This is a genomic window from Burkholderia sp. BCC1208 (genome assembly GCF_902833095.1).
In the GTDB taxonomy this organism is placed as follows: Bacteria; Pseudomonadota; Gammaproteobacteria; order Burkholderiales; family Burkholderiaceae; genus Burkholderia.
Map to the genome: position 1 here is coordinate 19713 of NZ_CADFDY010000014.1, position 25490 is coordinate 45202.

The window sequence follows — 25490 nt, forward strand, 5'->3', positions numbered from 1 at the left end:
CTCTTCAATCGAAAGCGGGCAACCGCACGGTCACGACGATACCGCGATTGCCGGGCCCCGGCGCGAGCGACGCGCTGCCGCCGTGCGCCTGCGCGATCTCGCGCACGATCGCGAGCCCGAGGCCCGAGCCTTCGGTATCGGCCGATACGCGGTAGAACCGCTTGAACACGTGCGGCCGCGCTTCGGCCGGGATGCCGGGGCCGTCGTCGACCACGTCGAGCACGATCGCGTCGCCGTCGCGCCGCGCGGCGACCGTCACGCAGCCGCCCGGCTGCGTGTAGCGCACCGCGTTGTCGACGAGGTTCATCACCAGCGCGGTGAGCAGGCTGTCGCTGCCCGCGACGTCGAGCCGCTCGCCGAGATCGGCGCCGAGGTCGATGTCGCGCCGCTGCGCGAGCACGATCGTCTCTTCCAGCACGCTCGACACCACCGCAGCGAGGTCGACGCGGTGGGTCAGCAGCGTCGGCGGCGTCGCTTCCGCGTGCGCGAGCAGCAGCAGCTTGTCGGTCACGTCGGCCATCTTGCGGCTGCTGCGCTGCATGCTGTCGAGCACCGACGCGAGTTCACGATCGTCGTTGCCGCGCTGCTGCGCGTACTGGATCTGCGTATCGAGCACCGCGATCGGCGTGCGCAACTGGTGCGCGGCATCCGCGATGAAGCGGCGCTGCGTGGCCGTATGCGTGTTGAGCCGCGCGATGCACTGGTTGATCGCGTCGACGATCGGCCGCAGTTCGTGCTGCAGCCGCTCAGGGCGGATCGGCTCCAGCTCCATCGGTCCGCGATCGGCCACGTCGTCCTTCAGCTTCATCAGCGGGCGCAGCTCAAGGGTGAGGCCGAGATAGACGAGCACCACCGCGAGCACCAGCATCAGCGACAGGCGCACGAGTTGCGGCCGCCAGATCGTGGCGACCATCGCGCCGTACGAACGCGTCGTCTTCGCGACGACCACGGTGACCGTCTCGACCTGCCCCTCGTCGTACAGCTGGCGGTCGTAGGCCACCGCGCGCAGCGGCACGCCGTCGAACGACGTGTCGTACGTCGTCGGTTCGATGCCGTGCCGCGCGGGCACGTCGAGCATGGGATTGCCGGCGAGCAGGCGGCCGTGGCCGTCGATCACCTTGTAGAACACCGAGTCGCCCGACGGCGATTCGAAAATCTCCAGCGCAGCCGGCGGCACGTCGGCCGCCGGCCGCCCGTTGCGCCATTCGACGTCCTCGCCGATCGTGCGTGCGGACGCGACGAGCGCGCTGTCCTGCACGAGCCCGGCCGTGGTCCGCGCGGTGTCGTACGACATCGCGCCCGCGATCAGCACGAACACCGCGAGCGGCAGCAGCAGCCACCACAGCAACCGCCCGCGCAGGCTGTGCGCCATCCTGTTGCGCTCCTTCTCGGAAATGCCGAACCGCGCCGGGGTCGCCGGCGCGGTCGGAGGTGTCATGTCAGGCGTCGGCCGCCAGCGTTCAGAACGCCGCGGGGCGCCACTTCAGCAGCCGCTTCTCGATTCGCGTCAGCAGGTAGTCGGCGGCCAGCGCGACCACGGCCAGCACGATCATCGCCGCGAACACGCCGCTCGCGTTGAACGCGCCCTGGGCCGTGGAGATTAACAGCCCGATCCCTTGCTTGGAACCCAGGAATTCGCCGACCACCGCACCGACCAGCGCGAAGCCGAAGCTCACGTGCAGGCTCGCGAGGATCCAGCTCAGCGCGGACGGGATCACGACCGACGTGGTGATCTGCCGGCGCGACGCGCCGAGGATCTGCGCGTTCGCGATCAGGTAGCGGTCGGCTTCGCGCACGCCCTGGAACGCGTTGCCGAACACGACGAAGAACACCATCACGACGGCCAGCGCGATCTTCGACGCCATCCCGAGGCCGAGCGCGATCACGAACACCGAGCCGAGCACGACGCGCGGAATGGAGTTCGCGATCTGGATGTACAGGCCGAACACGTCGGCCATCAGCTTGTTGCGGCCGAGCACGATCCCGCAAATCACGCCGGCGACCGAGCCGATCAGGAAGCCGATCGCGGTTTCCTCGAGCGTGACCCACACCTGCGTGAGCAGCGGGCCCTGCGACGTGCCGTTCACGAACCAGTCCTGGATCTGCTCGAAGATCAGCGACGGCATCGAGAAGAAGAACGGATCGATCCACTTCAGCCGTGCGGCGAGTTCCCACCCGCCCAGCACGATCACGAGCACGGCGATCCGCAGCGTGACGATCAGATTGCGCCGGCGGCGCAACCGGCGTTGCGCGGCGCGCTCGTCGTCCTCGAGCGTCGTCGCCGGAAGGGCGGTGGTGGGAATCGTCATGTCGGTCATGCTCCTGTCCTTGCTGTTCTTGCCGTGCGGCGTATGCGTCAGCCGATCTGCACTTCTTCGCGCAGGTCGTGCCAGATGTCCTTGGAAATTTCGATGAAGCGCGCGTCGTAGCGCACTTCCGACATGACGCGCGGGCGCGGCAGATCGATTTCGTACACGCGCTTGAGCGTCGCGGGGCGTGCGGTCAGCACGAATACGCGGTCGGCGAGCGCGATCGCTTCCTCGAGATCGTGCGTGACGAACACGACCGAGCCCTTGTTCGCCGACCACAGCTGCAGCAGCTCGTCCTGCATCAGCGTGCGCGTCTGCATGTCGAGCGCGGAGAACGGCTCGTCCATCAGCAGGATTTCCGGCTGATTGATGAAGGTCTGCGCGAGCGCGACGCGCTTTCTCATCCCGCCGGAGAGCTGGTGCGGGTAGTGCTTCGTGAACTTGTCGAGGCCGACCTTGCGGATCCATTCCTCGGCCTGCGCATACGCGACGTCCTTCGAGCGGCCGCGGAACAGCGGGCCGGCCGCGACGTTGTCGATCACGTTGCGCCACGGGAACACCGCGTCGGCCTGGAACACGAAGCCGATGCGCGGGTCGATCCCGTCGACCGGGCGGCCCATCACGCGGACGTCGCCCGACACGGGCTTGAGCAGCCCGGTGATCAGGTTCAGCGTCGTCGACTTGCCGCAGCCGGTCGGGCCGACGATCGCGACGAATTCGCCGCGCGCGACGCTCATGCTGAAGTCGCGCAACGCGACGGTGGCCTTGCCTTCCGGCGAAATGAAGCGGCACGACACATTGCGAAATTCGATCGCCGGTGTGCTCGGAGAAACTGCCTGATTCATCGCATTCGTCCTGCGGGTGAGGAGAGCGCCGCGTGCTGCGGCGGCGCCGGGCCGGTCAACCGGGCCGGAACGGGGAACGCACGGCGGCGGGATCGCCGCCGCCGGCGTCGCTGCTTACTTCGCGTTCACGAAGTCGTTCGTGTACGTGCGCGCCAGATCGATGTGCTTGCCCTTCACCGACGGATTGAACGCCGACAGCACCTTCAGCACCGTCGCCGGGCCGTCGGCCGGCATCTTCGCGTCGGCGGTGTACATCGGCAGCGACGCCTTCAGCGCGGCCACGTACAGCGCCTTGTCCTTCTGGTAGTCGGCCGGCATCTTCGCGGCGATTTCCTCGGCGCTGTGCGTGTGGATGAACTGCATCGTCTTCGCGAACGCGTGCGCGAGCTTGGTCGCCTCCGCCTTGTGCGCATCGGCCCAGGCCGACTGCACGTACAGGCTCGCGGCCGGGTAGGTGCCGCCGAGCGCGGCGCGCGTGCCGTCGACGGTGCGCATGTCGACCAGCACCTTCGCATCGCCCATCTTCTCGAGCGCGGACACCGTCGGCTCGGTCGTCATCCCGGCGTCGATGCGGCTCTGCTTGATCGCTGCGATGAAGCTCGCGTCGGCGCCGACCGGCAGCATCGTGTACTGCGTCGACGGCACGCCGTGCGCCAGCGCGAGGTATTGGGTGAGGAAGCTCGTCGACGAGCCGAGGCCCGTCACGCCGAGCGTCTTGCCTTTCGCGTCGCCCATCGACTTGAACGTCGGCGCGGCCTTGGTCGACACCATCTCGACTTCGCCCGGCACCTGGCACAACACGGCGATCGCCTTCACATCCTTGCCCTTGCTCTGCAGGTCGACCGTGTGGTCGTAGAAGCCGACGACGCCTTGCACGGCGCCCGCAAGCAGTTCGTTCTCGGCGTCGACGCCGGCCGGCTGCGACAGCAGCTCGACGTCGAGCCCTTCGGCCTTGAAGTTGCCGAGCTCCTGCGTGAGCCGCGCGGGCAGATAGATCAGCTTCGCGATCCCGCCGACCATGATCGTGATCTTGCCGCCGTCGTCGGCGAGAGCAGGGTGAGCGGCGAGCGCGCAGCTCAGGCTGGCTGCAACGGCGAGGGTGCGCAGGATGGGTCGCATGGGGTCGTCTCCGTTCGTTGTATTCATGGCGCGATGCTTGCTGCATCGTCACGACGAGTATAGGGAGGAGAAACCTTCTGCAACCTTTCGCGGGTTGTTTGAACCTTTAGGGGTTTTCCAGCAATCCGCAAGAATTTGCGACGGTGAGGGGAAAAATGACGGGCTGATCTGGTCGGGCCGTCAAAACGGGGAAATGCCGGCGAGTTCGATTCGAGCCAGACTGCCATCCGACGCGGCAGCGACCGAGACATTCGGCCCGATCGTGTATCGGACCGACGCATCGTCGCGCCAGATCAAATATATGCATTGCGACGCGCGGTCAAGCCCGACGGCCGGCTCCGGGGCACTCGCGCGTCCGAACGCGTCGAATTCGGCCCAGAAGCTCGGCGTACGTGGCGAGACCGGTATGGGCGGCAACGTATCGACCTTTCGCCAGTAATCGACGTTGGTGTAGAAATCGAGCGATGACAAACGGCTCGCGCGGTCGAGCGTGAGGGTCAAGGTGCCGGCAATGATGATGCGAGGAGCGTCTGATGGAATGCCGAATTGCCCGTCCAGTCGGTCGCGAAGCATTGTCGGCCGAGCCGGCTGATTATCCGGCGCATAGCGAATTCCGCACGAGAGCGTGAAACTGTCCTCGTCCCAACGGACGTCGGCGATTGCCGGCGTAGCGAGCGGCGTGACGCGAACGATGATCCCGGTCATATTGGCTAACGCTTGTATATGAAATGCAGCACGGTGTAATCGCTTTCGCGAACGACGACATCGAGTTGATATCGAACAATGCAGAGGAAATTGGCGAACGGCCATGCCATGCGTGTGCTGCTTCTGTGCCGGTGTAGAGCATATTGAACGACCGGGCACTCGATGAAGCGCGCTATGTGGAATGAGCCGGTCAGGGTATTTTTTGCTCGAACCCCTGGCAATCAGACAGGTTCGAAAATTACGGCGCAGGGTGACGTGATTTCACGTCGCCGTCAGCAGCCGATGCGCGACGCGATGCTCATCGACGCTCGAAATACGATGGCGACGCGTCCGGTACGAATGCCCTTTTATCGCCATCCGGTCGTGACTCTTCCCATCGCATCGAGCCCCATGTCGAACAGATGCGACACGAACGGCACCAGGTTCGGCACCATCAGCTGCACGAGCAGCAGCCCGACCAGCATCGTTACCGGAAAACCGACCTGGAACACGCCGATCTGCGGCGCCGCGCGGTTCAGGATGCCGAGCGCGAGGTTCGCGATCAGCAGCGCCGCCACCACCGGCAGCGCGAGCAGCAGCCCCATCTCGAACACGGTCGCGCCGAACGCGGCGAGCATGCGCCAGCCGGGCGCGTGCAGCAGGTCGCCCGACACCGGCAGCGACTGGAACGACGCGGCGAGCGCCGCGAACACTTGCAGGTGGCCGTCCACCGCGAGGAACGCGAGCATCGCGACCGCGTTCAGGAAGCGGCCCATCACCGGCGTCGCGCCGCTCGTGTGCGGATCGAAGAAGGTCGCGAAGCCGAGGCCCATCGACAGCCCGATGAAGTCGCCGGCCGCCTCGACGGCCGCGAACACGAGCTGCATCGTGAAGCCCATCGCGACACCGATCAGGAACTGCGTGACGAGGATCCAGATCCCCGGTGCGGAGAACACGGTGACGTCCGGCATCGCGCCGAGCGTCGGCGCGACGACCAGCGCCATGAACGCGGCCAGGCCGATCTTCACGCGCACGGGCACCGCCGCGTGGCCGACCACGGGCGCGGTCGCGACGAGCGCGAGCATCCGCACGAACGGCCACAGGAACGCCGTGAGCCAGCCGTTGAGCTGCGCGTAGGTAACCGAGAACATCGCCGGCGGGCCGAGCCGTGCGCGCCGCTCAACCGGCGCCGAGCGTCGCGACGTGCAGCAGCGTCTGCCGCAGGTAGTCGAGCATCGTCGTCAGCATCCACGGGCCGGCGATCACGAGCGTCGCGGCAACCGCGAGCAGCTTCGGGATGAACGACAGTGTCGCTTCGTTGATCTGCGTCGCGGCCTGGAACAGGCTCACGACGAGGCCGACTGCGAGCGCGACCAGCAGCAGCGGGGCCGCGAGCAGCAGGCCGACCATCATCGCCTGGTGCGCCAGCGTCATCACTTGTTCGGGCGTCATCGCGCGTGTTCCTCCGCTTACGTGAAGCTCTGCGCGAGCGAGCCGATCAGCAGCTGCCAGCCGTCGACCAGCACGAACAGCATCAGCTTGAACGGCAGCGACACGGTGGACGGCGACACCATCATCATCCCCATCGACATCAGCACGCTCGCGACAACCATGTCGATGATCAGGAACGGGATGAACACCGTGAAGCCGATCTGGAAGCCGGTCTTCAGCTCGCTCGTGACGAACGCGGGCACCAGCAGCGACAGCGGCACGTCCTCGGGGCCCTGCATCGGTGCGGCCTTCGAGATCTTCGCGAACAGCGCGAGATCGGTCTCGCGGGTCTGCTTCAGCATGAAGGTCTTGAACGGCGCGACGCCGCGCTGCACGGCCTGCTCCATCGGCATCGAGCCGTCGGAGAACGGCTTGTAGCCGTCGTTGTACGCACGGTCGAGCACCGGCGACATCACGAAGAAGGTGAGGAACATCGCGAGGCCGACGAGCACCTGGTTCGGCGGCGTCGTCGCGGTGCCGAGCGCCTGGCGCAGCAGCGACAGCACGATGATGATGCGCGTGAAGCTCGTCATCATCAGCAGCATCGCGGGCAGGAACGACAGCATCGTGAGCAGCAGCATCGTCTGCACGCTCAGCGAATAGGTGGTGCCGCCGTGCGGGCCCGGGCTCGCGTTGAACGCGGGCAGGCCGTTCGCCTGCGCGTAGACAAGCGCCGGGGCGAGACAGAGGATCAGCACGGGCGCGATGCGCGCCGCGCGCCGCAGGATTGCGTGTTTCATCGGAATGCGAGGTCGGAAAAAGGGCGCGGCGCCATGTCAGCGGTCCTTGCCGCGACCGAGGCGTTTCGCGGCTTCGCTCGCGAGCGCGTCGCGAAACCGCGAGCCGAACGTGCCGGGCAAGCCGGCGTCGGACGCATTGCCGCCGGCGGACGCGTCGGCCGAGGTCGAACCCGCGGTCGCGGCGGCCGCCGCCGAACCGGCCGGCAGCGTATGCAGCAGGCGCACGTTGCCCGGCGCGACGCCGAGCACGAGCCAGGTGTCGCCGATCTCGACGATCGTCGCGCTTTCCTTCGCGCCGAGCCCGACGCTCGACACGACCTTCAGCGGGCCGCCGCGCCGCGCCGGCTGGAAGCCGAAGCGGCGCGCGAGCCATGCGCACGCGAACACGAGGCCGATCACGACCGCGAGCCCGACGAGCGTCTGCAGCACCGCGCCGATGCCGAGCGACGGTGCGGCCGAACCGACCGTCACGCTCGACGCGATCGAACCGGCGTGGTTGACGGCGTTCATGTCGGCGGCGCTTGCCGGCGCGCACGCGATCGCCGCGGCGACGGCAAGCGCCGTCGCGGAGATCGCGCCGCATGCGCGCTGGACGGGCATCACGATGTTCAACGATTCAGCTTCCGGATGCGTTCGGCCGGCGTGATGATGTCGGTCAGGCGAATCCCGAACTTGTCGTTGACCACCACGACCTCGCCCTGCGCGATCAGGCAGCCGTTCACGAGCACGTCCATCGGCTCGCCGGCCATGCCGTCGAGTTCGACGACCGACCCCTGCGCGAGCTGCAGCAGGTTGCGGATCGCGATCTTCGTGCGGCCGAGCTCCACGGTCATCTTGACCGGGATGTCGAGGATCATCTCGATGTCGTTGTGCGTCGAGCTCGCTGCGGCCTTCGACAGCGGCTGGAACACGCCGGCGCCCGTCGCACCCACCTGCACCGGCTGCTCGTTCTGCTCGGCGAGCGCGGCCGCCCAGTCGTCCATGCCCGGATCTTCCTCTGCCGCGGCCGGCGCCTGCGCGTCGGCGGCCGATGCCGCGAGGGCTGCATCGGCCATCGCTTGCATGTCGTCGTCGGGCGTCTGGTTCAGCTCACTCATATCCACCTTCCTTCATCGAATCGCTCGCGCCGATCATCTTCTGCACGCGCAACGCATATTGACCATTGAAAATTCCGTAGCCGCATTCCATCACCGGCACGCCGTCGACCTTCGCGGTGATCGTGTCCTCGATCTCCAGCGGCAGCACGTCGCCCGCGCGCAGGTTCAGGATCTTCTCGAACGTCGACGAGATCTCGGCCAGATTCGCGGTCAGCTCGACCTCGGCGGCCTGCACCTGCTGCGACAGCACGCGCACCCAGCGGCGATCGACTTCGAGTGCCTCGCCCTGGATCGGCGAGCTGAGCACGTCGCGGATCGGCTCGATCATCGAGTACGGCATGCAGATGTGCAGGGTGCCGCCCGTCGGTCCGAATTCGATCGAGAACTGCGTGACGATCACGATCTCGTTCGGCGTCGCGACGTTCGCGAACTGCGTGTGCATTTCCGAGCGCACGAATTCGAACTGCAGCGGCCGCACGCTCTTCCACGCGCTCGCGTAGTGCTCGAACACGAGGTTCAGCAGCTTGCCGATGATCCGCTGCTCGGTGGCCGTGAAATCGCGGCCCTCGACGCGCGTGTGGAAGCGTCCGTCGCCGCCGAACAGGTTGTCGACGACGAAGAACACGAGGTTCGGGTCGAACACGAACAGCGACGTGCCGCGCAGCGGCTTCACGTGCACGAGGTTCAGGTTCGTCGGGATCGGCAGGTTGCGGGTGAATTCGCTGTACTTCTGCACCTTCACCTGGCTCACGGAGATTTCCGCCGTGCGCCGCATGAAGTTGAAGATGCCGATCCGCAACAGGCGCGCGAAGCGGTCGTTGATGATCTCGAGGCCGGGCATCCGGCCGCGGACGATTCGCTCCTGCGTCGCGATGTTGTAGGGGCGGACGCCCGATGTGTCGCGCTGCTCGTCGACCGCATCGGTTTCGCCCGTGACGCCCTTGAGGAGGGCATCGACCTCCTCCTGGGACATGAACTCCTGGTGACCCATACGCGCTCCTTTCTCGGCCGCGTTACTGGACGACGAACTCGGTGAACAGGACGTCGTCGACCTTCGCGCGCTGATTGCCCGGCTGCGTCGGCTGCTCGATCAGGTCCCGCAGCTCGTTCGCGAGCGAACGTTTGCCGTCCGGCGTCGCGAGTTCCTCGGGATGCTTGTTCGACAGCGCGAGCAGGATCCGGCTGCGGATTTCCGGCATCCGCGCGGTCAGTTGCTCCTGCGCCTTCGGGTCGGTGAGCTTCAGCGACAGGCCGACGCGCAGGTAGTGCTGCGCGCCGTCGTCGGACTGCAGGTTCACGGTCAGCGGGTCGAGCGCGAAAAACGCCGGCGCGGCAAGCGGCGCCGGCTCGGCGGGCGCGCTCGCATGGCCGACGCCTGCCTTGCCCAGGAACACGTACATGCCGCCGGCGGCGGCGGCGGCCGCGCCCAGCGCGATGACGGCGATGAGCGCGATGCGCTTGAACTTGCCGGATGAAGCCGGCTTGTCGGCGGTCGGGGTTGCGGTCGTGGCCATGTGAATGCGTGCGTGATGTCTCGTAGCATGCATTGTTCGGCATCCGGGCCGAGGCCGATGGGCGGAAAAGAGGGGGGAATTGCAGCTATCTCAGCCGATTGTCCCGATGCTCGGCCGGGTGTCGGCTCGATGCCGGGCAGCAACGGCGAGGAAAACGAGAGGTGGGGGCGGAGCGGGGGCGGGAGTCGGGCCGTCAGACGGAGCGAGCGGGCAGAACGGCTGGGCGGGCGGTTGCCGCCGCCCGGTGCATCGTCAGATCGGCAATAGCGACAGCAGCGGCGCGATCAGCACCATCGCGACGCCCGCGATCATCATCGTCAGGCTCGACACGACGCCTTCCTCGCTGCCGATCTCGCGCGCCTTCGCCGTGCCCACGCCGTGGGCGGCCGCGCCGAACAGCGCGCCGCGCGCGAGCCGCGTGCGCATCGGCACGAGCGCCAGCACCAGTTCGCCGAGCAGCATCCCGCAGATGCCGGTCGCGATCACGAAGAGCGCCGTGAGATCCTTCGGCGCGTGGATCTTGTCCGACACGGCGAGCGCGAACGGCGTCGACACCGAGCGCGTCATCAGCGAGCGCTGCAGCTCGGGCGACAGATGCAGCAGCTTCGCGAGCAGCAGCGACCCGCATACGCCCGCGGAGATCCCGACCGCGACGCCGACCGACAGCGACAGCCAGTGGCGGCGGATCAGCTCGCGATACTCGTAGATCGGCACCGCGAACGCGATCGTCGCCGGGCCGAGCAGCCACATCAGCCAGCGCGTGTCGCGGAAATAGACCGAATACGGGATGCCGGTCAGCAGCACGAGCAGCACCAGCACGCCCGGCACGAACACGAGCGGCGAGAACAGCAGCGTCTTCTTGTACGCATAGAGCCGCTTCGACGCGAAATAGAGCACGACCGTCAGCACGAAGCAGCCGACGGAGATCGCGGTATTCACGCGGTCGGCGGGCAGGGTCGAAAGCGCGGCGAGCATGGGCGGCTCCGGCTCAGTGAGCGACGGCGCTCAGGCGCGTACGGCGGCGCTCGGCGAAGACGCGCTGCGCGGCGAGCCGACGTTCGAGCTTCGCGGCCAGATCGACCGCCACGGCCACCGCGACCATCACGAACGCGGTGCCGGCGAGCATCACCAGCGCGATGCGCCAGCCGTCCTCGCGGAACAGCCCGCCGTACTGCACGGCCGCGACGGCGGCCGGCACGAAGAACAGCAGCATGTCGGACAGCAGCCAGTTCGCGCCGTCCTTCACCCATGCCGGTGCGACGCGGCCCGAGAACAGCAGCACGAGCAGCACCGCGAGGCCGATCACGCCGGACGGAATCGGCAGCCCGACCTTGCGCACGGCCCAGTCGACCGCCATCCATAGCACGCCGAGCGCGGCGGCCTGCAGCACGATCCGGCCCGTGTGCGCGAGGTTGCCCGATGCGGCAGGGCGGGCGGCGGCAGTGGCGGTCGGCTTGTTCATGACGGGCTCCATCCAGATGTTTCGGTCGATGGCGTCAGTATAGGGTTTCCCCTAACCATAAATAAAATGACTTGTCTCTATCCTTGTCATTCCAATTCGGAATTCGTTTTGATGTTGCCGCACCAATCTGGGGAGTGATCGATGGAATTGCGCGCGCTGCGGTACTTCGTCGAGGTGGTTCGCCAGCAGAGCTTCACCGCGGCGGCCGACAAGCTGTTCGTCACGCAGCCGACCATCAGCAAGATGGTGAAGGCGCTGGAAGACGAGATCGGTTCGCCGCTCCTGCTGCGCGACGGCCGGCAGATGGTGCTGACCGACGCCGGGCGGATCGTGTTCCAGCGCGGCCAGGACGTGCTCGCCGCGCAGGCGCAGCTGCAATCGGAGCTGAACGATCTCGGCACGCTCGGACGCGGCGAGCTGACCATCGGCGTTCCCCCGCTCGGCGGTTCACTGTTCACGCCGATCATCGCCGCCTACAAGCAGCGCTATCCGAACATCGAGCTGAAGCTGTTCGAGCAGGGCGCGCGGATGATCGAGGCCGCGCTGACGTCGGGCGAGCTGGAGCTCGGCGGGCTGCTCGAGCCGGTCGATCCCGGCACGTTCGAGCGGCTGCCGATGGTGCGTGCGCCGCTGTGGCTTGTCGCGCCGCGCGAGTCGCGCTGGGAGGAGCACGCGACCGTACCGCTCGCGGATCTCGCGCGCGAATCGTTCGTGTTCTATGCGGAAAGCCTCGCGCTGCACGATGCGGTGCTCGATGCGTGCCGGCAGGCCGGCTTCACGCCGTCGATCGTGAGCCGCAGCGGCCACTGGGATTTCATGGCCGCGCTCGTGCATGCGGGCGTCGGCATCGCGTTGCTGCCCGAGCCGTATTGCCGGCGGCTCGACGCGGGCCAGTTCACGTGCCGGCCGATCGTCGAGCCGGAAATCACGTGGGCGATCGCGCTCGGCTGGCTGAAGAAAGGCTACCTGTCGCACGCGGCGCGGGCATGGCTCGACGTCGCGCGGGCGACGCTGCCGCTCGCGCCGGGCGACGATCTCGCGTTTGGCGGATTGCGGGCGCGGGAATGAAGGGTGGCGCCCTGGCTCGGCGTAAATCAGACGTGCTGAATCGGGCCCGGATACCGGGCCACCGTATGGTCGTGCGTGAGCAACGTGACGCCTTCCGAAATCGCCTGAGCAATCAGGAGTCGATCGAACGGATCGCGATGCACTGCCGGCAGTTGTTCGACTGCGAGAACATGCGTGCTCGTGATCGGCAATTCGACGTAGCCGGCGTCGAGCAGATTGCGACGCAGCGCGTGCGGATCGACCTGAAAATCGTCGCGGTCGAGCCCGCGCTTGATCACGATCTCCCAGAGACTGGCGACGCTGAACAACAGGGCATGGGCGGGATCCTCGATGAGCGTACGGGCACGATCCGGCAATTCGGCCGCGTCCGCCGCCGCCCAAAGAATCAGGTGCGTGTCGAGCAGCAGTTTCACGCGTCGCCCTCGAACAGCTTCCGGATGGCCTCGTCACCCATCGTGTCGAAGTCGGCCGGCACCACGATCTGCCCCTTCATGAAGCCGATCCTGGGCGGCCGGGTCGCCTCGGGCGCATCGATCGGCACAACCTTGACGAGCGGCTTGCCGGCCTTCGCGATCACGAAGGGTTCACCCGCGTGAACTGCCTCGTCGATCAGACGCGACAGGTTCGTCTTCGCGTCATGCATGTTGTAGGTCTGCATGGCCATCCCTCAAATAAACTAAGTTTAGTACAACCTTAGCTTAGTTCATATGGTGCATGTCCGCAACACCGCGGTCGCCTGCCGACAGGCCTGGCCGCGCCCGACCGTCAATGCCCCATCGCCGGTCCCGCGCCCTTCTTCGGCTTCGTGATCCACACGAGCGCCGCGAGCGCGATGAACATCACCGCCGACAGGTGGAAGAAGTCGTTGGTCGCCATCATGAAGCCCTGCTGCGTGACGAGCTGATTGAGTTGCGCATTGGCCGTCTGCCCGACGATGCCGAGCTGCGCGAGCGCGCCCTGGTAGTCGGTCGTGTTCTGCGCGTAGACGCTCACCGACTCCGACAGCCGCGCATGATGGTAGATCGCGTCGTTCTCCCAGAACGTCGAGCTGGCCGCGGTGCCGATCGCGCCGGACAGCGTGCGCAGGAAATTCGACAGCCCCGACGCGCTCGCGAGCCGCTCGTCGGAGATGCTCGACAGCGTGATCGTCGTCATCGGCACGAAGAAGCACGCGACGCCGATGCCCTGCACGAGCCGCGGCAGGATCACGTGGTTGAACGGCACGTCGAGCGTGAACGTCGCGTTCCACAGCGACACGCCCGCGAACACGATGAACGCGAAGCTCGCGACCATCCGCAGGTCGAGCCGGTGCATGTTGCGGCCGATCAGCGGCGACAGCACGAGCGCGAGCAGCCCGACCGGCGCGGTCGCGAGGCCGGCCTTGCCGGCCGTGTAGCCCATCACGGTCTGCAGCCACAGCGGGAAGATCACGACCGAGCCGAAGAACGCCATGAAGCCGAACGAGATGATCAGCGCGCCGAGCGCGAAGTTGCGGTCCTTGAAGAGCGTGAGGTCGACCACCGGCTCCTTCTCGGTCGCCTCCCACACGAGCATGAATGCGAGCGACACGACCGCGATCAGCGCGAGCGCGACGATGAACGACGAGTTGAACCAGTCTCGGTCCTTGCCGAGGTCGAGCATCATCTGCAGGCACGACACGCCGATCACGAGCAGCGCGAGGCCGATTGCGTCGATCCGCTGTTTCGACGTCTTCGTTTCGCGACCGCGCAGCAGGAAGTACGCGCAGGTCGCCGAGAACACGCCGATCGGCAGGTTGATGTAGAAGATCCACGGCCACGTGTAGTTGTCGCTGATCCAGCCGCCCAGTAACGGACCGAAGATCGGCGCGACGATCACCGTCATCGCCCATAGCCCGAGCGCGAGCCCGCGTTTCGCGGGCGGGTAGCTGCGCATCAGGATCGTCTGCGACAGCGGCACCATCGGCCCCGACACGAGGCCCTGCAGCAGCCGGAACGCGATCAGCGTCTCGAAATTGGTCGCGAGGCCGCACAGCGCCGACGCGATCGTGAACGCGAGCACCGACATCGTGAACAGCCGCACCTCGCCGACCCGGCGCGCGAGCCAGCCGGTCAGCGGCACCGCGATCGCGGACGCGACCGAGTACGACGAAATCACCCACGTGCCTTCGCTCGTCGCGACGCCGAGGCTGCCCGAGATGGTCGGCACCGCGACGTTCGCGATCGACGTGTCGAGCACTTCCATGAAGGTGCCGAGCGCAAGCCCGACGGTCAGCAGCGCGAGCGCGCCGCCGGTCAGCGGCGCGGGTTCGGCAGCGGGGGAGGGGGCGGATGCCGTGGTGGCGGACATCGGAATCTCCTAGACGCGGCGCGCGCGACGCGCCGGCACAACGCACGGACGCGCGATGCAGCGCGGCCCGGCCGGGTGGAATGAAAAAGGGAAAAAGCGGAGCGCGTGCCTCGTCATTTTCTGCCCAGACAGAGAAATAAGCGAACGTTTAACTTGGACATGAGGGCTCCGCGCGCATCAGCAGTCGGGTTCGTCGGGCTTCGGACAGCCGGTCGAGCCGAGTCCGTTGGCGATGAAGCGTTGCAGCAGGCCGGTGAGCGTCGCGAGTTCGTCGGCCGAGAAGCCTTCGAGCTGCGCATTGAGCACGGTCGCGACCAGCGACGGCAACGCGCGGGCGGCGTCGACGCCGCGTTCGGTCAACGTCAGCTCGATCATCCGGCGATCCTGCTCGCTGCGCGTGCGCGCGATCAGCCCCTTGCGTTCGAGCCGGTCAAGCATGCGCGTCATCGAACCGCTGTCGTACGACATCTTGCGCGACAGTTCGAACGGCGTGCGTGCGTAGCCGCGCGACAGCAGCAGGATCACGCCGATCTGCTGCGCGGTGAGGTCGAGCGGCTCGAGCGCGCGATCCATCCGCTCGACGAGCGCCTGCTTCGCCTTCGACAGGTAATAGCCGAGGCTCGTTTCCAGCGCGATGTTCTCGGGATCGTAGAGGCCGCCGGTCATACGATTGCGCGCGCAGCAATAGTGCGTTTCGGGTTAAAACGCGTCCAGTATCTTGAAAAATGATTGCTTAGTCAATATTATTTGAGTCAACCAGTTACGACGTGCATGTTGCACTGCCGGAGACTATGTTCTGACCGATTGGCCCGCGCTGCCGGGCACCCGAGGATGTTCGCGATGCTGTTCCTGAAAAATGCCGCCGGCGCGCTGCGCCGCAACCTGACCGATACCGCTCATCATATGTTTTCCGGGCCGCACCGCGGCTGGAAAATCGCGCTGTACGTGACGATGCTGGTCGTGCCTGGCGGCTCGCTCGCGGCGCTCGGGTTCGCGTGGTTCGATCATCGCCGGCAGCGCAACGCGAAGGGCGGCGTCCGCCGCACGAGCCAGCCGGCCGCGACGGAGCCGTCGACATGGCGGGCCGCCGAACCCGTCGCGGCGCCCGTGCGCTGCCACTGACGCCGCACCGCCTGCGCGCACCACACTATCCGGCCTGATCGCCGGCCGCGTCACGCGCGGCCGGCGTCATCCACCCGTTCGCACGCCCGTTTTCCCGCAAGCAAGCCGTAATGGCCGGTAAACCGGCCGGTCGCGCCGGTAACACATCCGGCCCGCCGCGCACCGTACCCTTAGGGCTGCGCAGCTTTCCCGCCGTCAGTTACCATTTGTCCGCCAGCGGCATGACGACCGCACCGCGCGGCGCCGCCCGCCGGTCGCCGCGCCCAGACAGGAAAACCACCATGCCGTACACCTCACTCCCGCGCGCCGTTCGCCCGCTGAGCGCCGCCGTCGCCATTGCGACGGCCGTGCTGCTCGCCGGCTGCGCCGTCGGGCCCGACTATCACCGGCCCGACACGTCGATCCCCGCCGCCTTCAAGGAAGCGCCGGCCGGCTGGAAAGTCGCGCAGCCCGCCGATCGCGCCGACCGCGGCGCGTGGTGGACGGTCTACGGCGACCCGCAGCTCGATGCGCTGATCGGCAAACTCAACGCGTCGAACCAGACCATCGCGCAATCGGCGGCCGCCTACCGGCAGGCGCGCGCGCTCGTCACCGAGGCGCGCGCCGCGTATTTCCCGACCGTCGGGCTGACCGCATCGGGCTCGCGCGCGCGGACGCCGCGCACCTCGCTGTCGTCGGGCTCGTCGTCGAATTTCGGCAGCGGGTCGACGGGGTCGATCAACAACAGCTACAGCGTCGGCCTCGACGCCAGTTGGGAACCCGATCTGTGGGGCAAGGTGAGCCGCACCGTCAGCGCGCAGCGCGCCGGCGAAGCGGCCGCCGCGGCCGATCTCGCGAACGCGCGGCTGTCGCAGCAGGCGCTGCTCGCGCAAACCTATTTCCAGTTGCGCACGTCCGATGCGCTGCAAAAGCTGCTCGACGACACCGTGAAGTCGTACGAACGGTCGCTGCAGCTCACGCAGAACCAGTACGCGCAGGGCGTCGCCGCGCGTGCGGACGTGATCCAGGCGCAGACGCAGTTGCAGAGCGCGCAGGCCGCGCAGATCGACAATGGCGTCGCCCGCGCGCAGTACGAGCATGCGATCGCGACGCTGATCGGCGAACCGGCGTCGACCTTCTCGCTGCCGCCGAACCCGCTCGCGGCCGAGCCGCCGATCACGCCGGTCGACGTGCCGTCCGCGATCCTCGAGCGCCGGCCCGACATCGCGGCGGCCGAGCGCCGCGCGGCGGCCGCGAACGAGCAGATCGGCGTCGCGATCGCCGCGTTCTTCCCCACGCTCACGCTGTCGGCCACCGGCGGCTTCCAGAGTTCGGTGTGGTCGCAGCTGTTCACGTTGCCGGCGCGCTTCTGGACGGTCGGCCCGCAGCTCGCGGCCACGCTGTTCGACGCGGGTCTGCGCGCCGCGCAGACCGACGCCGCGCGCGCGACCTACGATCAGGACGTCGCCGCCTATCGCCTCGCGGTGCTCACCGCGTTCCAGGACGTCGAGGACAACCTCGCGTCGCAGCGCATTCTCGCGCAGGAAATCGACGTGCAGCGGCAGGCCGTCGACAGCGCCGAGCACTCGCTCGCGATCGTCACGAACCAGTACAAGGCCGGCACGGTCGCCTACCTGAACGTGCTGACCGCGCAGACCACCGCGTTCACCGCCCAGCAGAAGCTCGCGACGATCGCCGGCCAGCGGATGGTGTCGTCGGTCGGGCTCGTGAAGGCACTCGGCGGCGGCTGGAACGTATCGGAGATGGCGCGCGAGAACGGCGACATGGCCGCGCCGGCGCCTTTGCCGGCGTCCGGTGCGGCCGCGCCCGCGGCCACCGTACCGTCGGCCGCCGCGCAGCTCGCGCAGAAGTAGGAAGGGAAGCGGGCGACGCGCGCGTTCAGCGCTGCGCGTCGCCGAAGATCAGCGACACCTGGTTGTTGCCGATCGGGTGCCCAAGCAGGTTCAGCAGCCCGGCGAGGTTCGCCTGCTGCTCGGGCGCCGCATGCGCGGTCCCGCGGAATGCGCCCTGGCCAGGGCCGAAGCTGCCGTGCCCGTCGAGGAACAGCGGGCCCTGCGTCGTCGATAGATCGAGATCGGCGCCCACACCCTTCGCCTGCAATACCGCCCGGTACGAACCGAGCGGTTTCACGCGCGACACGCGCGAACTCATCGAATCGATCGTCACCGTCAACTGGCCGAACGCGTTGTTGCCGAACAGCCGCCAGTCGCTCCAGCCGAGCCGCACGTCGCCCTGCAGGTCGAGCGTGTTGAACGGCGTGCCGAGCCCCGCGAGCAGCGATGCGGGCACGGCCATCGTGCCCGCCGACAGCACCGCGCCGCGCCACGTCGCATCGAGCGTGACCGCATCGGGCATCGCTTCCGTCTGCCGCATGCGCATCTGCACGCGTCCGGTCAGCAGCGGCCAGAAGCGCGTGGTCCATTCGACCCGGCCCGGCAGCAGCGTCGCCGCGCTCTGATCGGCGCCGGGCGCGAGCATCAGCGTGCCCGAGCCGTGCCACAGCGACCCGTCCGGATCGACGAGGTTCACGTGGCCGCCGGTCGCCCGCGCGAACTGCGGCGCGATCCATGCGGCCGGCGCGAGCGCGACGAGCGTCACCGCCGTCGCCAGGCCGCCCGCCAGCACCCACGGCAACACGGCGACGAGCCACCTTGCCCACGGCCGCATCGGCCGGCCTTCGTTTGCGTCATCCACTGCCGTCATCTATTTCTGGACGGAAGGTTGCATCACGGCCGTCAGGTCCACCTGGCCGTCGTCCTTCAGCGCCGTGGCGTGCGCTTCGCCGACCTGCACCTTGAACTGCCGGCGCGCATCGTCGAGCCACTGGGTCCATGCCGGGAACGACACGTTCTTCATCTGGATCTGCACGCCGTTGCCGACGATCTGCACCTGCGCGCCCTGCAACCCGTGATCGGACAGCGACGCGGTGAGCGCGTCCTTCAGCGCGAGACCGGTCGGCGCGACACCCTGCGCGGCGGCCGTCAGCGACTTCGCCTCGTTCGCCTGCGCGGTCATCTGCGCGAGTTCGTGACGCATCGTCGGCAGTTCGCGCTGGATCCGCGCGCGGCCTTCCTGAGCGGGCGACCACAGCACCGAATACGCGATCGTGACCGCCAGCACGGCGCCGCCCCAGCCGAGCAGCGTCTTCTCGCGCGGCGAGCGCTCGCCCCAGAACTGGGCCAGCGTCTGGTTCAGTTGTTCGGTTTTCATGAGCGGCTCCGGATCGTCCATTTGCCCGTGTTGCTGTCGACTTCGCCGGACAGTCCGTTACGCGCGAGGCGCTGCGTGAAATCGGGATCGACCTTGACCTCCGGCTTGAAGCCGACGTCGAGCCGCCGGTCGTGATAGTCGAGCGATGCGATGCCGTTCAGCGGCAGCGCGCCCATCGAGCGCGACAAGCCGCTCGACAGCGCGAGGAAATCGTTCGGCGACAGCTCGCCGGCCGCGAGGCGCAACTGGTCGAGCTGACGCTGCATCTGCGCGGGCGGGTCGAGCACGGTGGTCGTCTTCGGGAACGCGGACAGCAGCGTCTCGGTGATCTGCGCGGACAGCGCATCGCGCTCGCGCGACAGCTTCCACCAGTGCAGGTTCATCCCGATCACCGCGACGCCGAGCGTCGCCGCGGCAAGCGCGATCGGCACGCGCAGACGCTTCACCGTCGCGCGGTCGAAGCGCCACGGCTGCGATTCGAATTCGAACTGGCACAGATCGAATGGCTCGGTCAGCGCCCGGCGCGCGAACGTGTCGAACGACAGCGGCGCGGCGCCCGGCAGCAGCGGACCGTCGGTGCGGCTGACCGACGCGAGCCGCGGCTCCGCGCCCGGTTCGCCGAGTTCGTACAGTTCGATGTCGCCGCCGCCGGCGAGCGCGGCCAGCGTGCCGGCCGCGCGCGACGCGGGCGCCGCGAAACCTTCGCCGAGCGCGCCGCGCGCGACCGCCAGCTCGAGGCGCGGCGCACCGGCCGCCGCCGGCAGCGCGCCGGCTTCGACGAGCACCGGTTCGACCGCCGTCGCAAGCCCGAGCACCGCGGCGACCGTCGCCGGGCGGGCAGGCGGCGCGGCCACGGCCGCGACCGCGGCAAGCGGGGCGGCGTCGATGGCCTCGCCGTCGGCCAGCACGGCGGATGCCGCTTCGGCCGGCGCGCGCGGCGCCGGCAGGCAGCGGGTCGCGGGCACCGCGCTCAGGTGCCGGTGGCCGGCCGCCGCGAACGCATCGCAGATCGTGCGGAACCACGCGCGATCGACGACGGCCAGCACGCGGCGCCCGTCGGGCAGCGCGGCCGGGTCGAGCGCGATGTGGCAGCCGAGCGGATCCTGGATCAGCTGATCCTCGACGATGTTGGGCAGCGCCTGGCGCAGCTTCGGCCCCTTCAGCGGCGGCACGGTCGCGGCCAGCAGCAGCACGTCGCGCGCGGCGACGATCAGCACCGTCGCGCTCGCCCGCGGCAGCAGCGCCAGCGCCGCGCGGCCCGCGCGCTGCACCTGGCCGGCCTTGTCGACGAGCGTGAACGGCAGCTCGGGCCACTGCCATTCCTGCAACGGCACGGCAGGCTCGCGCGGCGGCAAAGAAACAATCAACGTGCTCACAAGAGCTCCTCTCCCGATTGGCGTCGTTATAGCTGGTCGCGGATACGCACGACCCGCGTCGAGTGCGTGGTCGGATCACGATACACGAGCGAGGTGCGGTCGACCTCCGCGCGTTCGTGCTGGATCCGGCCATGCACGATGAAATAGCTCGAATTGACGTCGACGAGGCTCGAGTCGATCGTCACGTTCGGCGGCGCGCCGGCGCCGCGCAGCGCGAGCTGCACGTCGCCGACGTTCCGGAAAAACACGGTCTCGCGGCGCGACACGAGCGCCTGCGCGGACGACACGCTCATCCCCGGCACCAGCGCCGCGATCACTTCGGCCGGCGCGGTGTTCATGTTCACGGGCGTCGTGGTCGGCAGCACGGTGACGAACGGGCGCAGCCGCGCGACCATCTCGGGCGTCACGCCGTCGACGTCGAGCAGGCTGTCGACGCGCGTCATCATCAGCGGCGCGGGCCCGCGGTCCCCGCCGGACATCCCGGGATCGTCGGTGAAGCCGCTGCCCTGCATGTCGCCGCTCGTCACCGGGGCGGTCGCGGCGTTCGCGGCGGTCCCGCCGCCGCCGGGCAGGTTCGGCATCTGGAACCGCGTGGCCGAATGCAGCAGGCCCGCCCGCACCTGCAGCGCGATGCGCTTCGCGAACGCGCTGTCGTAGCCGAGCGTCGTCAGCAGGCGCTGGAACGCCTGCATCTGCGTGACGTTCAACTGCAGCACGCCGGGCGCCGGCGACGACACGAGGTTGCGCAGGTTGAACTTCGCCTGCGCGTCCTCGATCGAGCCGGAGATATAGGTGTCTTCGCCGCCGCTGTCGTTGGGCGCGCCGATCCGGCCGAGGAAATCCGACAGTTTCGTCTTCGCGATCGGTACGCCCCAGATCCCGCCGAGATACGTGATGCCGGGCGCCGTGTCGCCTTCGGAGCGCAGGATCATCCGGGTCCAGTCGAGCGCGCCGCGCGCAACCCACTGCGCCTGCGCGATCGTGCGCTGGTTCTCGATGCGGCGGATCTGCACCTGCTGGCGCCACAGCATCCCCGATACCAGGATCGCCGACAGCGCGACCACGAGCAGCGCGGTGATGATCGCGGCGCCGCGCTGGCGGCGTGCAGGCATTCGGCGGGCAGGGCGCGCACGCATCGTCATTCCCCGACGAGGAAGATGCGCGTGACCGGCACGCGCAGCGACGTCGCGCCGATGCTGACCTGCAGCCCGGTCACCGCGCGCGCGGGCGGCGCGTTGCCGATCTGCGGCACCTTGAGCGCGTCGTTGTTCTGCGCGAGCGCTTCGTCGGCCGTCTGCAGGTTGGTGGTCCAGCCCACGCGCGGCACGTACAGCTTCGCGTCGATCGCGCCGACACCGCCCATCAGCGCGACCCAGCTCCAGCCTTCGACGCTGCTGTCCTTCAGCAGGGTGCGCAGCCGGTTCGTGTCGTCGATCGGCGGCGATGCATAGCGCACGACGCGGCCGCCGGCGATCCGGTAGCGGACCACCTGCAGCCGCGGCGCGACGCCCGGCACGTCGAGTTCGCGCACGATCTGCAGCGTATTGCCGGCGACGCCGATCGCCGGCTGGCCGGCCTCGTCGTCGGTCGCGGCGAGCCGCGCGTCGATGCGCATCTGGTCGAACATCTGCGCGAACACGCGCTCGTCTTCCATGGCGGACGCGACCTTGTCGCGACCGCGCATGATCTGGTCGAGCCCGCGCCACGCGAGGATCGCGACCACCGCGAGAATCGCGATCGCGATCATCAGCTCGATCAGCGTGAAGCCGCGGGCCGGGCGGGCCGGGGGGGCCGGGGGGGCGGATGGGCGGCGCATCGGCGCGTCAGAGCGGACGGCTGGTTTCATTCGCGACCACCGTCACCATCTGCGCGAGCACGCCGGCGTGGCCGGGCATGCTCACCGAAATCCGCACGCGCCGGAACACCGGGTTCGGTGTCGTGCTCACGCGCTGCGTGCAGACGAGCTGCACGTTGCCTTGCGGGCAGTCGAAACTCTGCTCGCCGACCTCCGGCCACGCATGCGTGAGGCGCAACTGCGCGAGCGCGTTGTCGGCGCTCCAGCCGGCGAGCAGCCGGCGATGCAGGTCGGACGCGTTGGTCGCCATCGTGCCGACCGCGCGGATCGACGCGGCGAGCGCAACCGCGATGATCGCGAGCGCGACCAGCACCTCGATCATCGTGAAGCCGCGGGATGAAGAAACGGGGAAGGGCAGGCGACGACGCATCGTCATTGCACCTCGTAGCGGCCGTTGCCGGTGCCGACGATCGTCGCGCTGCCGGCGGCCGAATGCAGCGTCACGCGCACCGGCGTGTCGATGCTCTCGGTGCCGAACACGACGCGGTTCGCGTGCGTGTCCGACCTCGGGTAATCGATGTCGGCGCCGGTGACGCCGCCGTCCCAGTCGCGCGGGCGCAGCAGGTCGTCGCGCAGCGTGCGCCAGCCGTCGGGCGAACTCACGTCGAAACGGAAACCGTGCGCGGTCGGCTGCCACGCGATCGGCCGCGCGCGCACCTGCGCTTCGTCGCCGGCCGTCTCGAACAGCAGCGCGATGCGCTGCGCTTCCTCGCGCAGGTCGGTGCGCGGATTGCGCGTCAGCGACAGCGACGCGAGCGACACGAGCAGCCCCGCGATCACGAGCACGACCAGCATTTCGAGCAGCGTGAAGCCGCGCGCGCGACGCCGCGCCGCGCCGCGCTTCGTCAAGCCGCCATCGGCACCGGCCGGTACGGACGGCACCGCACCGCGACGCACACGGCAGTCGCGGCCGCAGCGGAAAGTCGTGCGCATGGCGAGCATGAAGAGCGGCAATGAAACGTCGGGGCGATCAGCGTCGGCTTATTGCCACGAGCCGATGTCGGAGTCGTTGCTCTCTCCGCCTTCCTTGCCGTCGGCGCCGTAGCTGAACACGTCGATCTCGCCGTGCACGCCCGGGTTCAGGTACTTGTACCCGTTGCCCCACGGGTCGTTCGGCAGGCGCTCGAGATAGCCGCCATCCTTCCAGTTGTTCGGGATCGGGTCGGTGGTCGGCTTCTGGATCAGCGCATTCAGGCCCTGCTCCTGGGTCGGATAGCGGCCGTTGTCCAGACGGTACAGCTTGAGCGCCTGCATGATCGTGCCGATGTCCTGCTTCGCGGCGATGCGGCGCGCCTCGTCCGGGCGGCTCATGATCTTCGGCACGATCAGCGCCGCCAGGATCCCGAGGATTGCGACCACCACCATGATCTCGATCAGCGTGAAACCGCGCTGACGACGCACGGCCGCGTTGCGGCGAGTGATCCACGTTTGCATGACTGACTACCTCTTTCCAAAAAATGTCGTCGATTGAGTGACGCACCCGGCGCACCGGACGATTGCCTGACAGCAACCTTCCGGACCGGCGGGCGCGGAGCACGCATTGTAAGGCGCGCATCGCCGAGGGCTTTCACCCAACGCAAATTTCATATACATCCGTACAATAGCGCGCATGAACGCGCTCTCGATCCGGATCCTTTCCCTCGCCCTCTTCGCGGGTTTGTGCGCGACGGCCACCTACTGGGTCGTCACGCTGTCGGCCCGCGAAGCGCCGCTGCCCGCCGCCGCCGCGCGGCTGCCGATCCGCACCGAGGACGCCGCCGCGCTCTTCGGCGGTCAGCTCGACAAGAGTCCCGTCCAGGACATCCACCTGTTCGGCATTCTCGCGCTCGATCACGGCGGCGCGGCGATCGTCGGCGTCGGCGGCGAACCGCCGCGCGCCGTGTCGCTCGGCGCGGACGTCACGCCCGGCGCGAAGCTCGCCGAAGTACGCCCGCGCTCGATCATCGTCGACCGCAACGGCGCCCGCGCCGAAGTCCAGCTCCCGGCCAACACGCCGTCCCCCGCGATCTACATGCGCTGAACGGCGGCGGCCCGGCACGCGGGCCGTCGCGTCACTGCACCATGTTGTTCAGCTCGATGATCGGCAGCATCACGGCCAGCACGATCACGAGCACGATGCCGCCCATCGCGAGGATCAACAGCGGCTCCAGCAGGCTCGTCAGGAACATCGTGCGGCGTTCGAGCTCGCGCGCTTCGCCTTCAGCCGCGCGATCCAGCATCGTCGTCACGTCGCCCGTCGCTTCGCCCGAACGAATCAGGTGCACGAGCACCGGCGGAAACGTCTTCACGTTGTTCAGCGCGCGCGACAGCGCGGAGCCCTCGCGCACGCGCACGATCGCGTCGTCGATGTTCGCGCGCATCGCGCGGTTCGACAGCGTCTCGCCGGCCGCCTGCAACGCGCGCAGGATCGGCACGCCGGCCGCGGTGAGAATGCCGAGCGTGCTCGCGAAGCGCACCGTGTTGTAGCCGCGCACGAGCTTGCCCGCGAGCGGCGCGGTCAGCACCCAGCGATCGAATGCGAGCCGCGGCCCGGCGCGCGACAGCGTCGCCTTCACGAACCACACGACGAGCGCGACCGCGATCAGGATCGCCCACCACCAGTGCCGCACGAATTCCGACAGCGCCATCATCACGACCGTGAGGATCGGCAACTGCTGCTTCGTGCTCGCGAACACGTTGACGACCTGCGGCACGACATAGCTCAGCAGGAACGTGACGATGCCGAACGCGATCAGCGTGACGATGCCCGGATACGTGAACGCCAGCAGGATCTTCTGCTTCAGCGCATTGCTCTGCTCGATGTAGTCGGCGAGGCGCGACAGCACGATGCCGAGCTTGCCGGTATGCTCGCCGGCCGCGACCAGCGCGCGATAGATTTCCGGAAAATCGCGCGGATGCTGACCCAGCGCATTCGCGAGCGAATGGCCGCCGAGCACTTCCGCGCGGATCGCGGCCATCAGTTCGCGGATGTAGTCGCGCTCGGCCTGCTCGGTCAGCACGCCGAGCGCCTCGTCGAGCGGCAGCCCCGCGATCAGCAGGCTCGCGAGCTGGCGCGTGAGGATCGCCTGTTCGCGCTGCGACAGCTTGCGGCCGAACGCGAGCCGCTGCGAACGCGCGCCGCGCTTCGCGCTCGCGGCCGGCTCGACGGCGAGCGGGGTGAGCCCCTGCGTGCGCAGCTGGCCGCGCGCGGCGCGCGCGCTGTCGGCATCGATCACGCCTTTCTGCGCGCGTCCCGCCGAATCGATGGCTTCGAAACGGAATGCCGGCATC

Annotated in this window: 31 protein-coding genes; 4 read left to right on the plus strand and 27 right to left on the minus strand. The window is 68.3% G+C overall.

What is annotated here, in order from left to right; translation table 11 throughout:
• Positions 1–4: 4 nt before the first annotated feature.
• The 14 genes from HWX09_RS30535 to HWX09_RS30600 all read right to left on the minus strand — a co-directional run bounded on the left by HWX09_RS30535 (position 5) and on the right by HWX09_RS30600 (position 11261).
• Complete coding sequence (locus HWX09_RS30535) at positions 5–1372, minus strand: sensor histidine kinase (protein ID WP_027783100.1); 1368 nt, start codon at positions 1370–1372, stop codon at positions 5–7.
• 88 nt (positions 1373–1460) lie between these two features.
• Complete coding sequence (locus HWX09_RS30540) at positions 1461–2309, minus strand: ABC transporter permease (protein WP_027783101.1); 849 nt, start codon at positions 2307–2309, stop codon at positions 1461–1463.
• A gap of 47 nt (positions 2310–2356) precedes the next feature.
• Positions 2357–3154 (minus strand): ABC transporter ATP-binding protein, encoded by a 798-nt coding sequence (locus tag HWX09_RS30545; protein WP_027783102.1) that lies wholly within the window; start codon positions 3152–3154, stop codon positions 2357–2359.
• A gap of 114 nt (positions 3155–3268) precedes the next feature.
• Positions 3269–4273, minus strand: a complete 1005-nt coding sequence (locus tag HWX09_RS30550) for an ABC transporter substrate-binding protein (protein ID WP_027783103.1) — start codon at positions 4271–4273, stop codon at positions 3269–3271.
• A 180-nt stretch (positions 4274–4453) separates the two neighbouring features.
• On the minus strand, positions 4454–4978 hold the full coding sequence (locus HWX09_RS30555) for a hypothetical protein (RefSeq protein ID WP_027783104.1): 525 nt from the start codon (positions 4976–4978) through the stop codon (positions 4454–4456).
• A gap of 347 nt (positions 4979–5325) precedes the next feature.
• Positions 5326–6108, minus strand: a complete 783-nt coding sequence (gene fliR / locus HWX09_RS30560) for a flagellar biosynthetic protein FliR (RefSeq protein ID WP_027783105.1) — start codon at positions 6106–6108, stop codon at positions 5326–5328.
• A gap of 28 nt (positions 6109–6136) precedes the next feature.
• Positions 6137–6409 carry a flagellar biosynthesis protein FliQ gene (fliQ, locus tag HWX09_RS30565; RefSeq protein WP_006401718.1) on the minus strand — a complete coding sequence of 91 codons (273 nt, stop codon included), beginning with the start codon at positions 6407–6409 and terminating at the stop codon, positions 6137–6139.
• 17 nt (positions 6410–6426) lie between these two features.
• On the minus strand, positions 6427–7188 hold the full coding sequence (gene fliP, locus HWX09_RS30570) for a flagellar type III secretion system pore protein FliP (protein ID WP_027783106.1): 762 nt from the start codon (positions 7186–7188) through the stop codon (positions 6427–6429).
• 36 nt (positions 7189–7224) lie between these two features.
• Positions 7225–7800 (minus strand): flagellar biosynthetic protein FliO, encoded by a 576-nt coding sequence (gene fliO, locus HWX09_RS30575; RefSeq protein ID WP_027783107.1) that lies wholly within the window; start codon positions 7798–7800, stop codon positions 7225–7227.
• The gene (fliN, locus tag HWX09_RS30580) at positions 7797–8285 is read right to left on the minus strand and encodes a flagellar motor switch protein FliN (protein WP_027783108.1); all 489 of its coding nucleotides are present in this window, start codon (positions 8283–8285) and stop codon (positions 7797–7799) included. Before fliN ends, fliO begins: the two co-directional genes overlap by 4 nt.
• The gene (gene fliM / locus HWX09_RS30585; protein WP_027783109.1) at positions 8278–9276 is read right to left on the minus strand and encodes a flagellar motor switch protein FliM; all 999 of its coding nucleotides are present in this window, start codon (positions 9274–9276) and stop codon (positions 8278–8280) included. The genes fliN and fliM overlap by 8 nt, the downstream gene beginning before the upstream one ends.
• Positions 9277–9298: 22 nt before the next feature.
• The gene (gene fliL / locus HWX09_RS30590) at positions 9299–9799 is read right to left on the minus strand and encodes a flagellar basal body-associated protein FliL (RefSeq protein ID WP_027783110.1); all 501 of its coding nucleotides are present in this window, start codon (positions 9797–9799) and stop codon (positions 9299–9301) included.
• A gap of 252 nt (positions 9800–10051) precedes the next feature.
• On the minus strand, positions 10052–10774 hold the full coding sequence (locus HWX09_RS30595) for an LrgB family protein (protein ID WP_027783111.1): 723 nt from the start codon (positions 10772–10774) through the stop codon (positions 10052–10054).
• A gap of 13 nt (positions 10775–10787) precedes the next feature.
• Positions 10788–11261, minus strand: coding sequence for a CidA/LrgA family protein (locus HWX09_RS30600; RefSeq protein ID WP_027783112.1), 474 nt, complete (start codon positions 11259–11261; stop codon positions 10788–10790).
• A gap of 141 nt (positions 11262–11402) precedes the next feature.
• Here HWX09_RS30600 and HWX09_RS30605 point away from each other — a divergent pair, with 141 nt between their 5' ends.
• Positions 11403–12329, plus strand: coding sequence for a LysR family transcriptional regulator (locus tag HWX09_RS30605; RefSeq protein WP_027783113.1), 927 nt, complete (start codon positions 11403–11405; stop codon positions 12327–12329).
• A 26-nt stretch (positions 12330–12355) separates the two neighbouring features.
• Here the strand turns inward: HWX09_RS30605 and HWX09_RS30610 are convergent, their stop codons facing one another.
• From HWX09_RS30610 to HWX09_RS30625, 4 genes are all read right to left on the minus strand, one after another.
• Entirely contained in the window at positions 12356–12742 is a 387-nt protein-coding gene (locus HWX09_RS30610; RefSeq protein WP_027783114.1) for a type II toxin-antitoxin system VapC family toxin, read from the minus strand.
• Complete coding sequence (locus HWX09_RS30615; protein WP_027783115.1) at positions 12739–12987, minus strand: type II toxin-antitoxin system prevent-host-death family antitoxin; 249 nt, start codon at positions 12985–12987, stop codon at positions 12739–12741. Before HWX09_RS30615 ends, HWX09_RS30610 begins: the two co-directional genes overlap by 4 nt.
• Before the next feature lie 107 nt (positions 12988–13094).
• Positions 13095–14657 carry a DHA2 family efflux MFS transporter permease subunit gene (locus HWX09_RS30620; protein ID WP_027783116.1) on the minus strand — a complete coding sequence of 521 codons (1563 nt, stop codon included), beginning with the start codon at positions 14655–14657 and terminating at the stop codon, positions 13095–13097.
• Between the two features lie 177 nt (positions 14658–14834).
• A complete protein-coding gene (locus HWX09_RS30625; protein WP_027783117.1) occupies positions 14835–15323 on the minus strand; it encodes a MarR family transcriptional regulator in 489 nt (162 codons plus the stop codon).
• A 174-nt stretch (positions 15324–15497) separates the two neighbouring features.
• On the opposite strand from HWX09_RS30625, the gene HWX09_RS30630 reads away from it, so the two are divergent.
• Entirely contained in the window at positions 15498–15779 is a 282-nt protein-coding gene (locus HWX09_RS30630; RefSeq protein ID WP_080681375.1) for a multidrug ABC transporter ATPase, read from the plus strand.
• Between the two features lie 281 nt (positions 15780–16060).
• Positions 16061–17632 (plus strand): efflux transporter outer membrane subunit, encoded by a 1572-nt coding sequence (locus HWX09_RS30635; RefSeq protein WP_027783119.1) that lies wholly within the window; start codon positions 16061–16063, stop codon positions 17630–17632.
• A gap of 25 nt (positions 17633–17657) precedes the next feature.
• On the opposite strand, the gene HWX09_RS30640 is transcribed toward HWX09_RS30635, so the two are convergent.
• Genes HWX09_RS30640 through gspG form a run of 8 tightly spaced genes read right to left on the minus strand, consistent with a single transcriptional unit; the run spans position 17658 to position 23654 of the window.
• On the minus strand, positions 17658–18446 hold the full coding sequence (locus HWX09_RS30640) for a type II secretion system protein N (protein ID WP_027783120.1): 789 nt from the start codon (positions 18444–18446) through the stop codon (positions 17658–17660).
• Positions 18447–18482: 36 nt separating this feature from the next.
• Entirely contained in the window at positions 18483–18989 is a 507-nt protein-coding gene (locus HWX09_RS30645; RefSeq protein ID WP_027783121.1) for a type II secretion system protein M, read from the minus strand.
• On the minus strand, positions 18986–20365 hold the full coding sequence (gene gspL / locus HWX09_RS30650) for a type II secretion system protein GspL (protein ID WP_089499369.1): 1380 nt from the start codon (positions 20363–20365) through the stop codon (positions 18986–18988). Before gspL ends, HWX09_RS30645 begins: the two co-directional genes overlap by 4 nt.
• Before the next feature lie 26 nt (positions 20366–20391).
• Complete coding sequence (gene gspK, locus HWX09_RS30655) at positions 20392–21501, minus strand: type II secretion system minor pseudopilin GspK (protein WP_027783122.1); 1110 nt, start codon at positions 21499–21501, stop codon at positions 20392–20394.
• 2 nt (positions 21502–21503) lie between these two features.
• The gene (locus HWX09_RS30660) at positions 21504–22181 is read right to left on the minus strand and encodes a prepilin-type N-terminal cleavage/methylation domain-containing protein (protein ID WP_027783123.1); all 678 of its coding nucleotides are present in this window, start codon (positions 22179–22181) and stop codon (positions 21504–21506) included.
• 7 nt (positions 22182–22188) lie between these two features.
• Positions 22189–22590 (minus strand): type II secretion system minor pseudopilin GspI, encoded by a 402-nt coding sequence (gene gspI, locus HWX09_RS30665; protein ID WP_027783124.1) that lies wholly within the window; start codon positions 22588–22590, stop codon positions 22189–22191.
• A 2-nt stretch (positions 22591–22592) separates the two neighbouring features.
• Positions 22593–23162, minus strand: a complete 570-nt coding sequence (locus tag HWX09_RS30670) for a GspH/FimT family pseudopilin (protein WP_027783125.1) — start codon at positions 23160–23162, stop codon at positions 22593–22595.
• Positions 23163–23201: 39 nt separating this feature from the next.
• Positions 23202–23654, minus strand: a complete 453-nt coding sequence (gene gspG, locus HWX09_RS30675) for a type II secretion system major pseudopilin GspG (RefSeq protein WP_027783126.1) — start codon at positions 23652–23654, stop codon at positions 23202–23204.
• 175 nt (positions 23655–23829) lie between these two features.
• Between gspG and HWX09_RS30680 the strand changes: the two genes are divergently transcribed.
• On the plus strand, positions 23830–24240 hold the full coding sequence (locus HWX09_RS30680; protein WP_027783127.1) for a type II secretion system protein N: 411 nt from the start codon (positions 23830–23832) through the stop codon (positions 24238–24240).
• A 31-nt stretch (positions 24241–24271) separates the two neighbouring features.
• Here the strand turns inward: HWX09_RS30680 and gspF are convergent, their stop codons facing one another.
• Positions 24272–25489: a type II secretion system inner membrane protein GspF gene (gspF, locus tag HWX09_RS30685; RefSeq protein ID WP_027783128.1), complete on the minus strand. Its 1218-nt coding sequence runs from the start codon at positions 25487–25489 to the stop codon at positions 24272–24274.
• Position 25490: the final 1 nt, after the last annotated feature.

Bases quoted from the DNA above. Each gene is read 5' to 3' on its own strand.
- gspF (WP_027783128.1), bottom strand. From the start codon at position 25,489: ATGCCGGCATTCCGTTTCGAAGCCATCGATTCGGCGGGACGCGCGCAG.
- fliM (WP_027783109.1), bottom strand. From the start codon at position 9,276: ATGGGTCACCAGGAGTTCATGTCCCAGGAGGAGGTCGATGCCCTCCTC.
- gspK (WP_027783122.1), bottom strand. From the start codon at position 21,501: ATGCGTGCGCGCCCTGCCCGCCGAATGCCTGCACGCCGCCAGCGCGGC.
- HWX09_RS30680 (WP_027783127.1), top strand. From the start codon at position 23,830: ATGAACGCGCTCTCGATCCGGATCCTTTCCCTCGCCCTCTTCGCGGGT.
- fliQ (WP_006401718.1), bottom strand. From the start codon at position 6,409: ATGACGCCCGAACAAGTGATGACGCTGGCGCACCAGGCGATGATGGTC.
- HWX09_RS30535 (WP_027783100.1), bottom strand. From the start codon at position 1,372: ATGGCGCACAGCCTGCGCGGGCGGTTGCTGTGGTGGCTGCTGCTGCCG.
- HWX09_RS30640 (WP_027783120.1), bottom strand. From the start codon at position 18,446: ATGCGGCCGTGGGCAAGGTGGCTCGTCGCCGTGTTGCCGTGGGTGCTG.
- HWX09_RS30645 (WP_027783121.1), bottom strand. From the start codon at position 18,989: ATGAAAACCGAACAACTGAACCAGACGCTGGCCCAGTTCTGGGGCGAG.
- HWX09_RS30635 (WP_027783119.1), top strand. From the start codon at position 16,061: ATGCCGTACACCTCACTCCCGCGCGCCGTTCGCCCGCTGAGCGCCGCC.
- gspG (WP_027783126.1), bottom strand. From the start codon at position 23,654: ATGCAAACGTGGATCACTCGCCGCAACGCGGCCGTGCGTCGTCAGCGC.
- HWX09_RS30625 (WP_027783117.1), bottom strand. From the start codon at position 15,323: ATGACCGGCGGCCTCTACGATCCCGAGAACATCGCGCTGGAAACGAGC.
- HWX09_RS30660 (WP_027783123.1), bottom strand. From the start codon at position 22,181: ATGCGCCGCCCATCCGCCCCCCCGGCCCCCCCGGCCCGCCCGGCCCGC.
- HWX09_RS30555 (WP_027783104.1), bottom strand. From the start codon at position 4,978: ATGACCGGGATCATCGTTCGCGTCACGCCGCTCGCTACGCCGGCAATC.
- HWX09_RS30605 (WP_027783113.1), top strand. From the start codon at position 11,403: ATGGAATTGCGCGCGCTGCGGTACTTCGTCGAGGTGGTTCGCCAGCAG.
- fliL (WP_027783110.1), bottom strand. From the start codon at position 9,799: ATGGCCACGACCGCAACCCCGACCGCCGACAAGCCGGCTTCATCCGGC.
- gspI (WP_027783124.1), bottom strand. From the start codon at position 22,590: ATGCGTCGTCGCCTGCCCTTCCCCGTTTCTTCATCCCGCGGCTTCACG.
- HWX09_RS30600 (WP_027783112.1), bottom strand. From the start codon at position 11,261: ATGAACAAGCCGACCGCCACTGCCGCCGCCCGCCCTGCCGCATCGGGC.
- HWX09_RS30545 (WP_027783102.1), bottom strand. From the start codon at position 3,154: ATGAATCAGGCAGTTTCTCCGAGCACACCGGCGATCGAATTTCGCAAT.
- fliP (WP_027783106.1), bottom strand. From the start codon at position 7,188: ATGAAACACGCAATCCTGCGGCGCGCGGCGCGCATCGCGCCCGTGCTG.
- HWX09_RS30595 (WP_027783111.1), bottom strand. From the start codon at position 10,774: ATGCTCGCCGCGCTTTCGACCCTGCCCGCCGACCGCGTGAATACCGCG.
- HWX09_RS30620 (WP_027783116.1), bottom strand. From the start codon at position 14,657: ATGTCCGCCACCACGGCATCCGCCCCCTCCCCCGCTGCCGAACCCGCG.
- HWX09_RS30540 (WP_027783101.1), bottom strand. From the start codon at position 2,309: ATGACGATTCCCACCACCGCCCTTCCGGCGACGACGCTCGAGGACGAC.
- HWX09_RS30630 (WP_080681375.1), top strand. From the start codon at position 15,498: ATGCTGTTCCTGAAAAATGCCGCCGGCGCGCTGCGCCGCAACCTGACC.
- fliR (WP_027783105.1), bottom strand. From the start codon at position 6,108: ATGTTCTCGGTTACCTACGCGCAGCTCAACGGCTGGCTCACGGCGTTC.
- HWX09_RS30615 (WP_027783115.1), bottom strand. From the start codon at position 12,987: ATGCAGACCTACAACATGCATGACGCGAAGACGAACCTGTCGCGTCTG.
- fliN (WP_027783108.1), bottom strand. From the start codon at position 8,285: ATGAGTGAGCTGAACCAGACGCCCGACGACGACATGCAAGCGATGGCC.
- HWX09_RS30670 (WP_027783125.1), bottom strand. From the start codon at position 23,162: ATGCTCGCCATGCGCACGACTTTCCGCTGCGGCCGCGACTGCCGTGTG.
- HWX09_RS30550 (WP_027783103.1), bottom strand. From the start codon at position 4,273: ATGCGACCCATCCTGCGCACCCTCGCCGTTGCAGCCAGCCTGAGCTGC.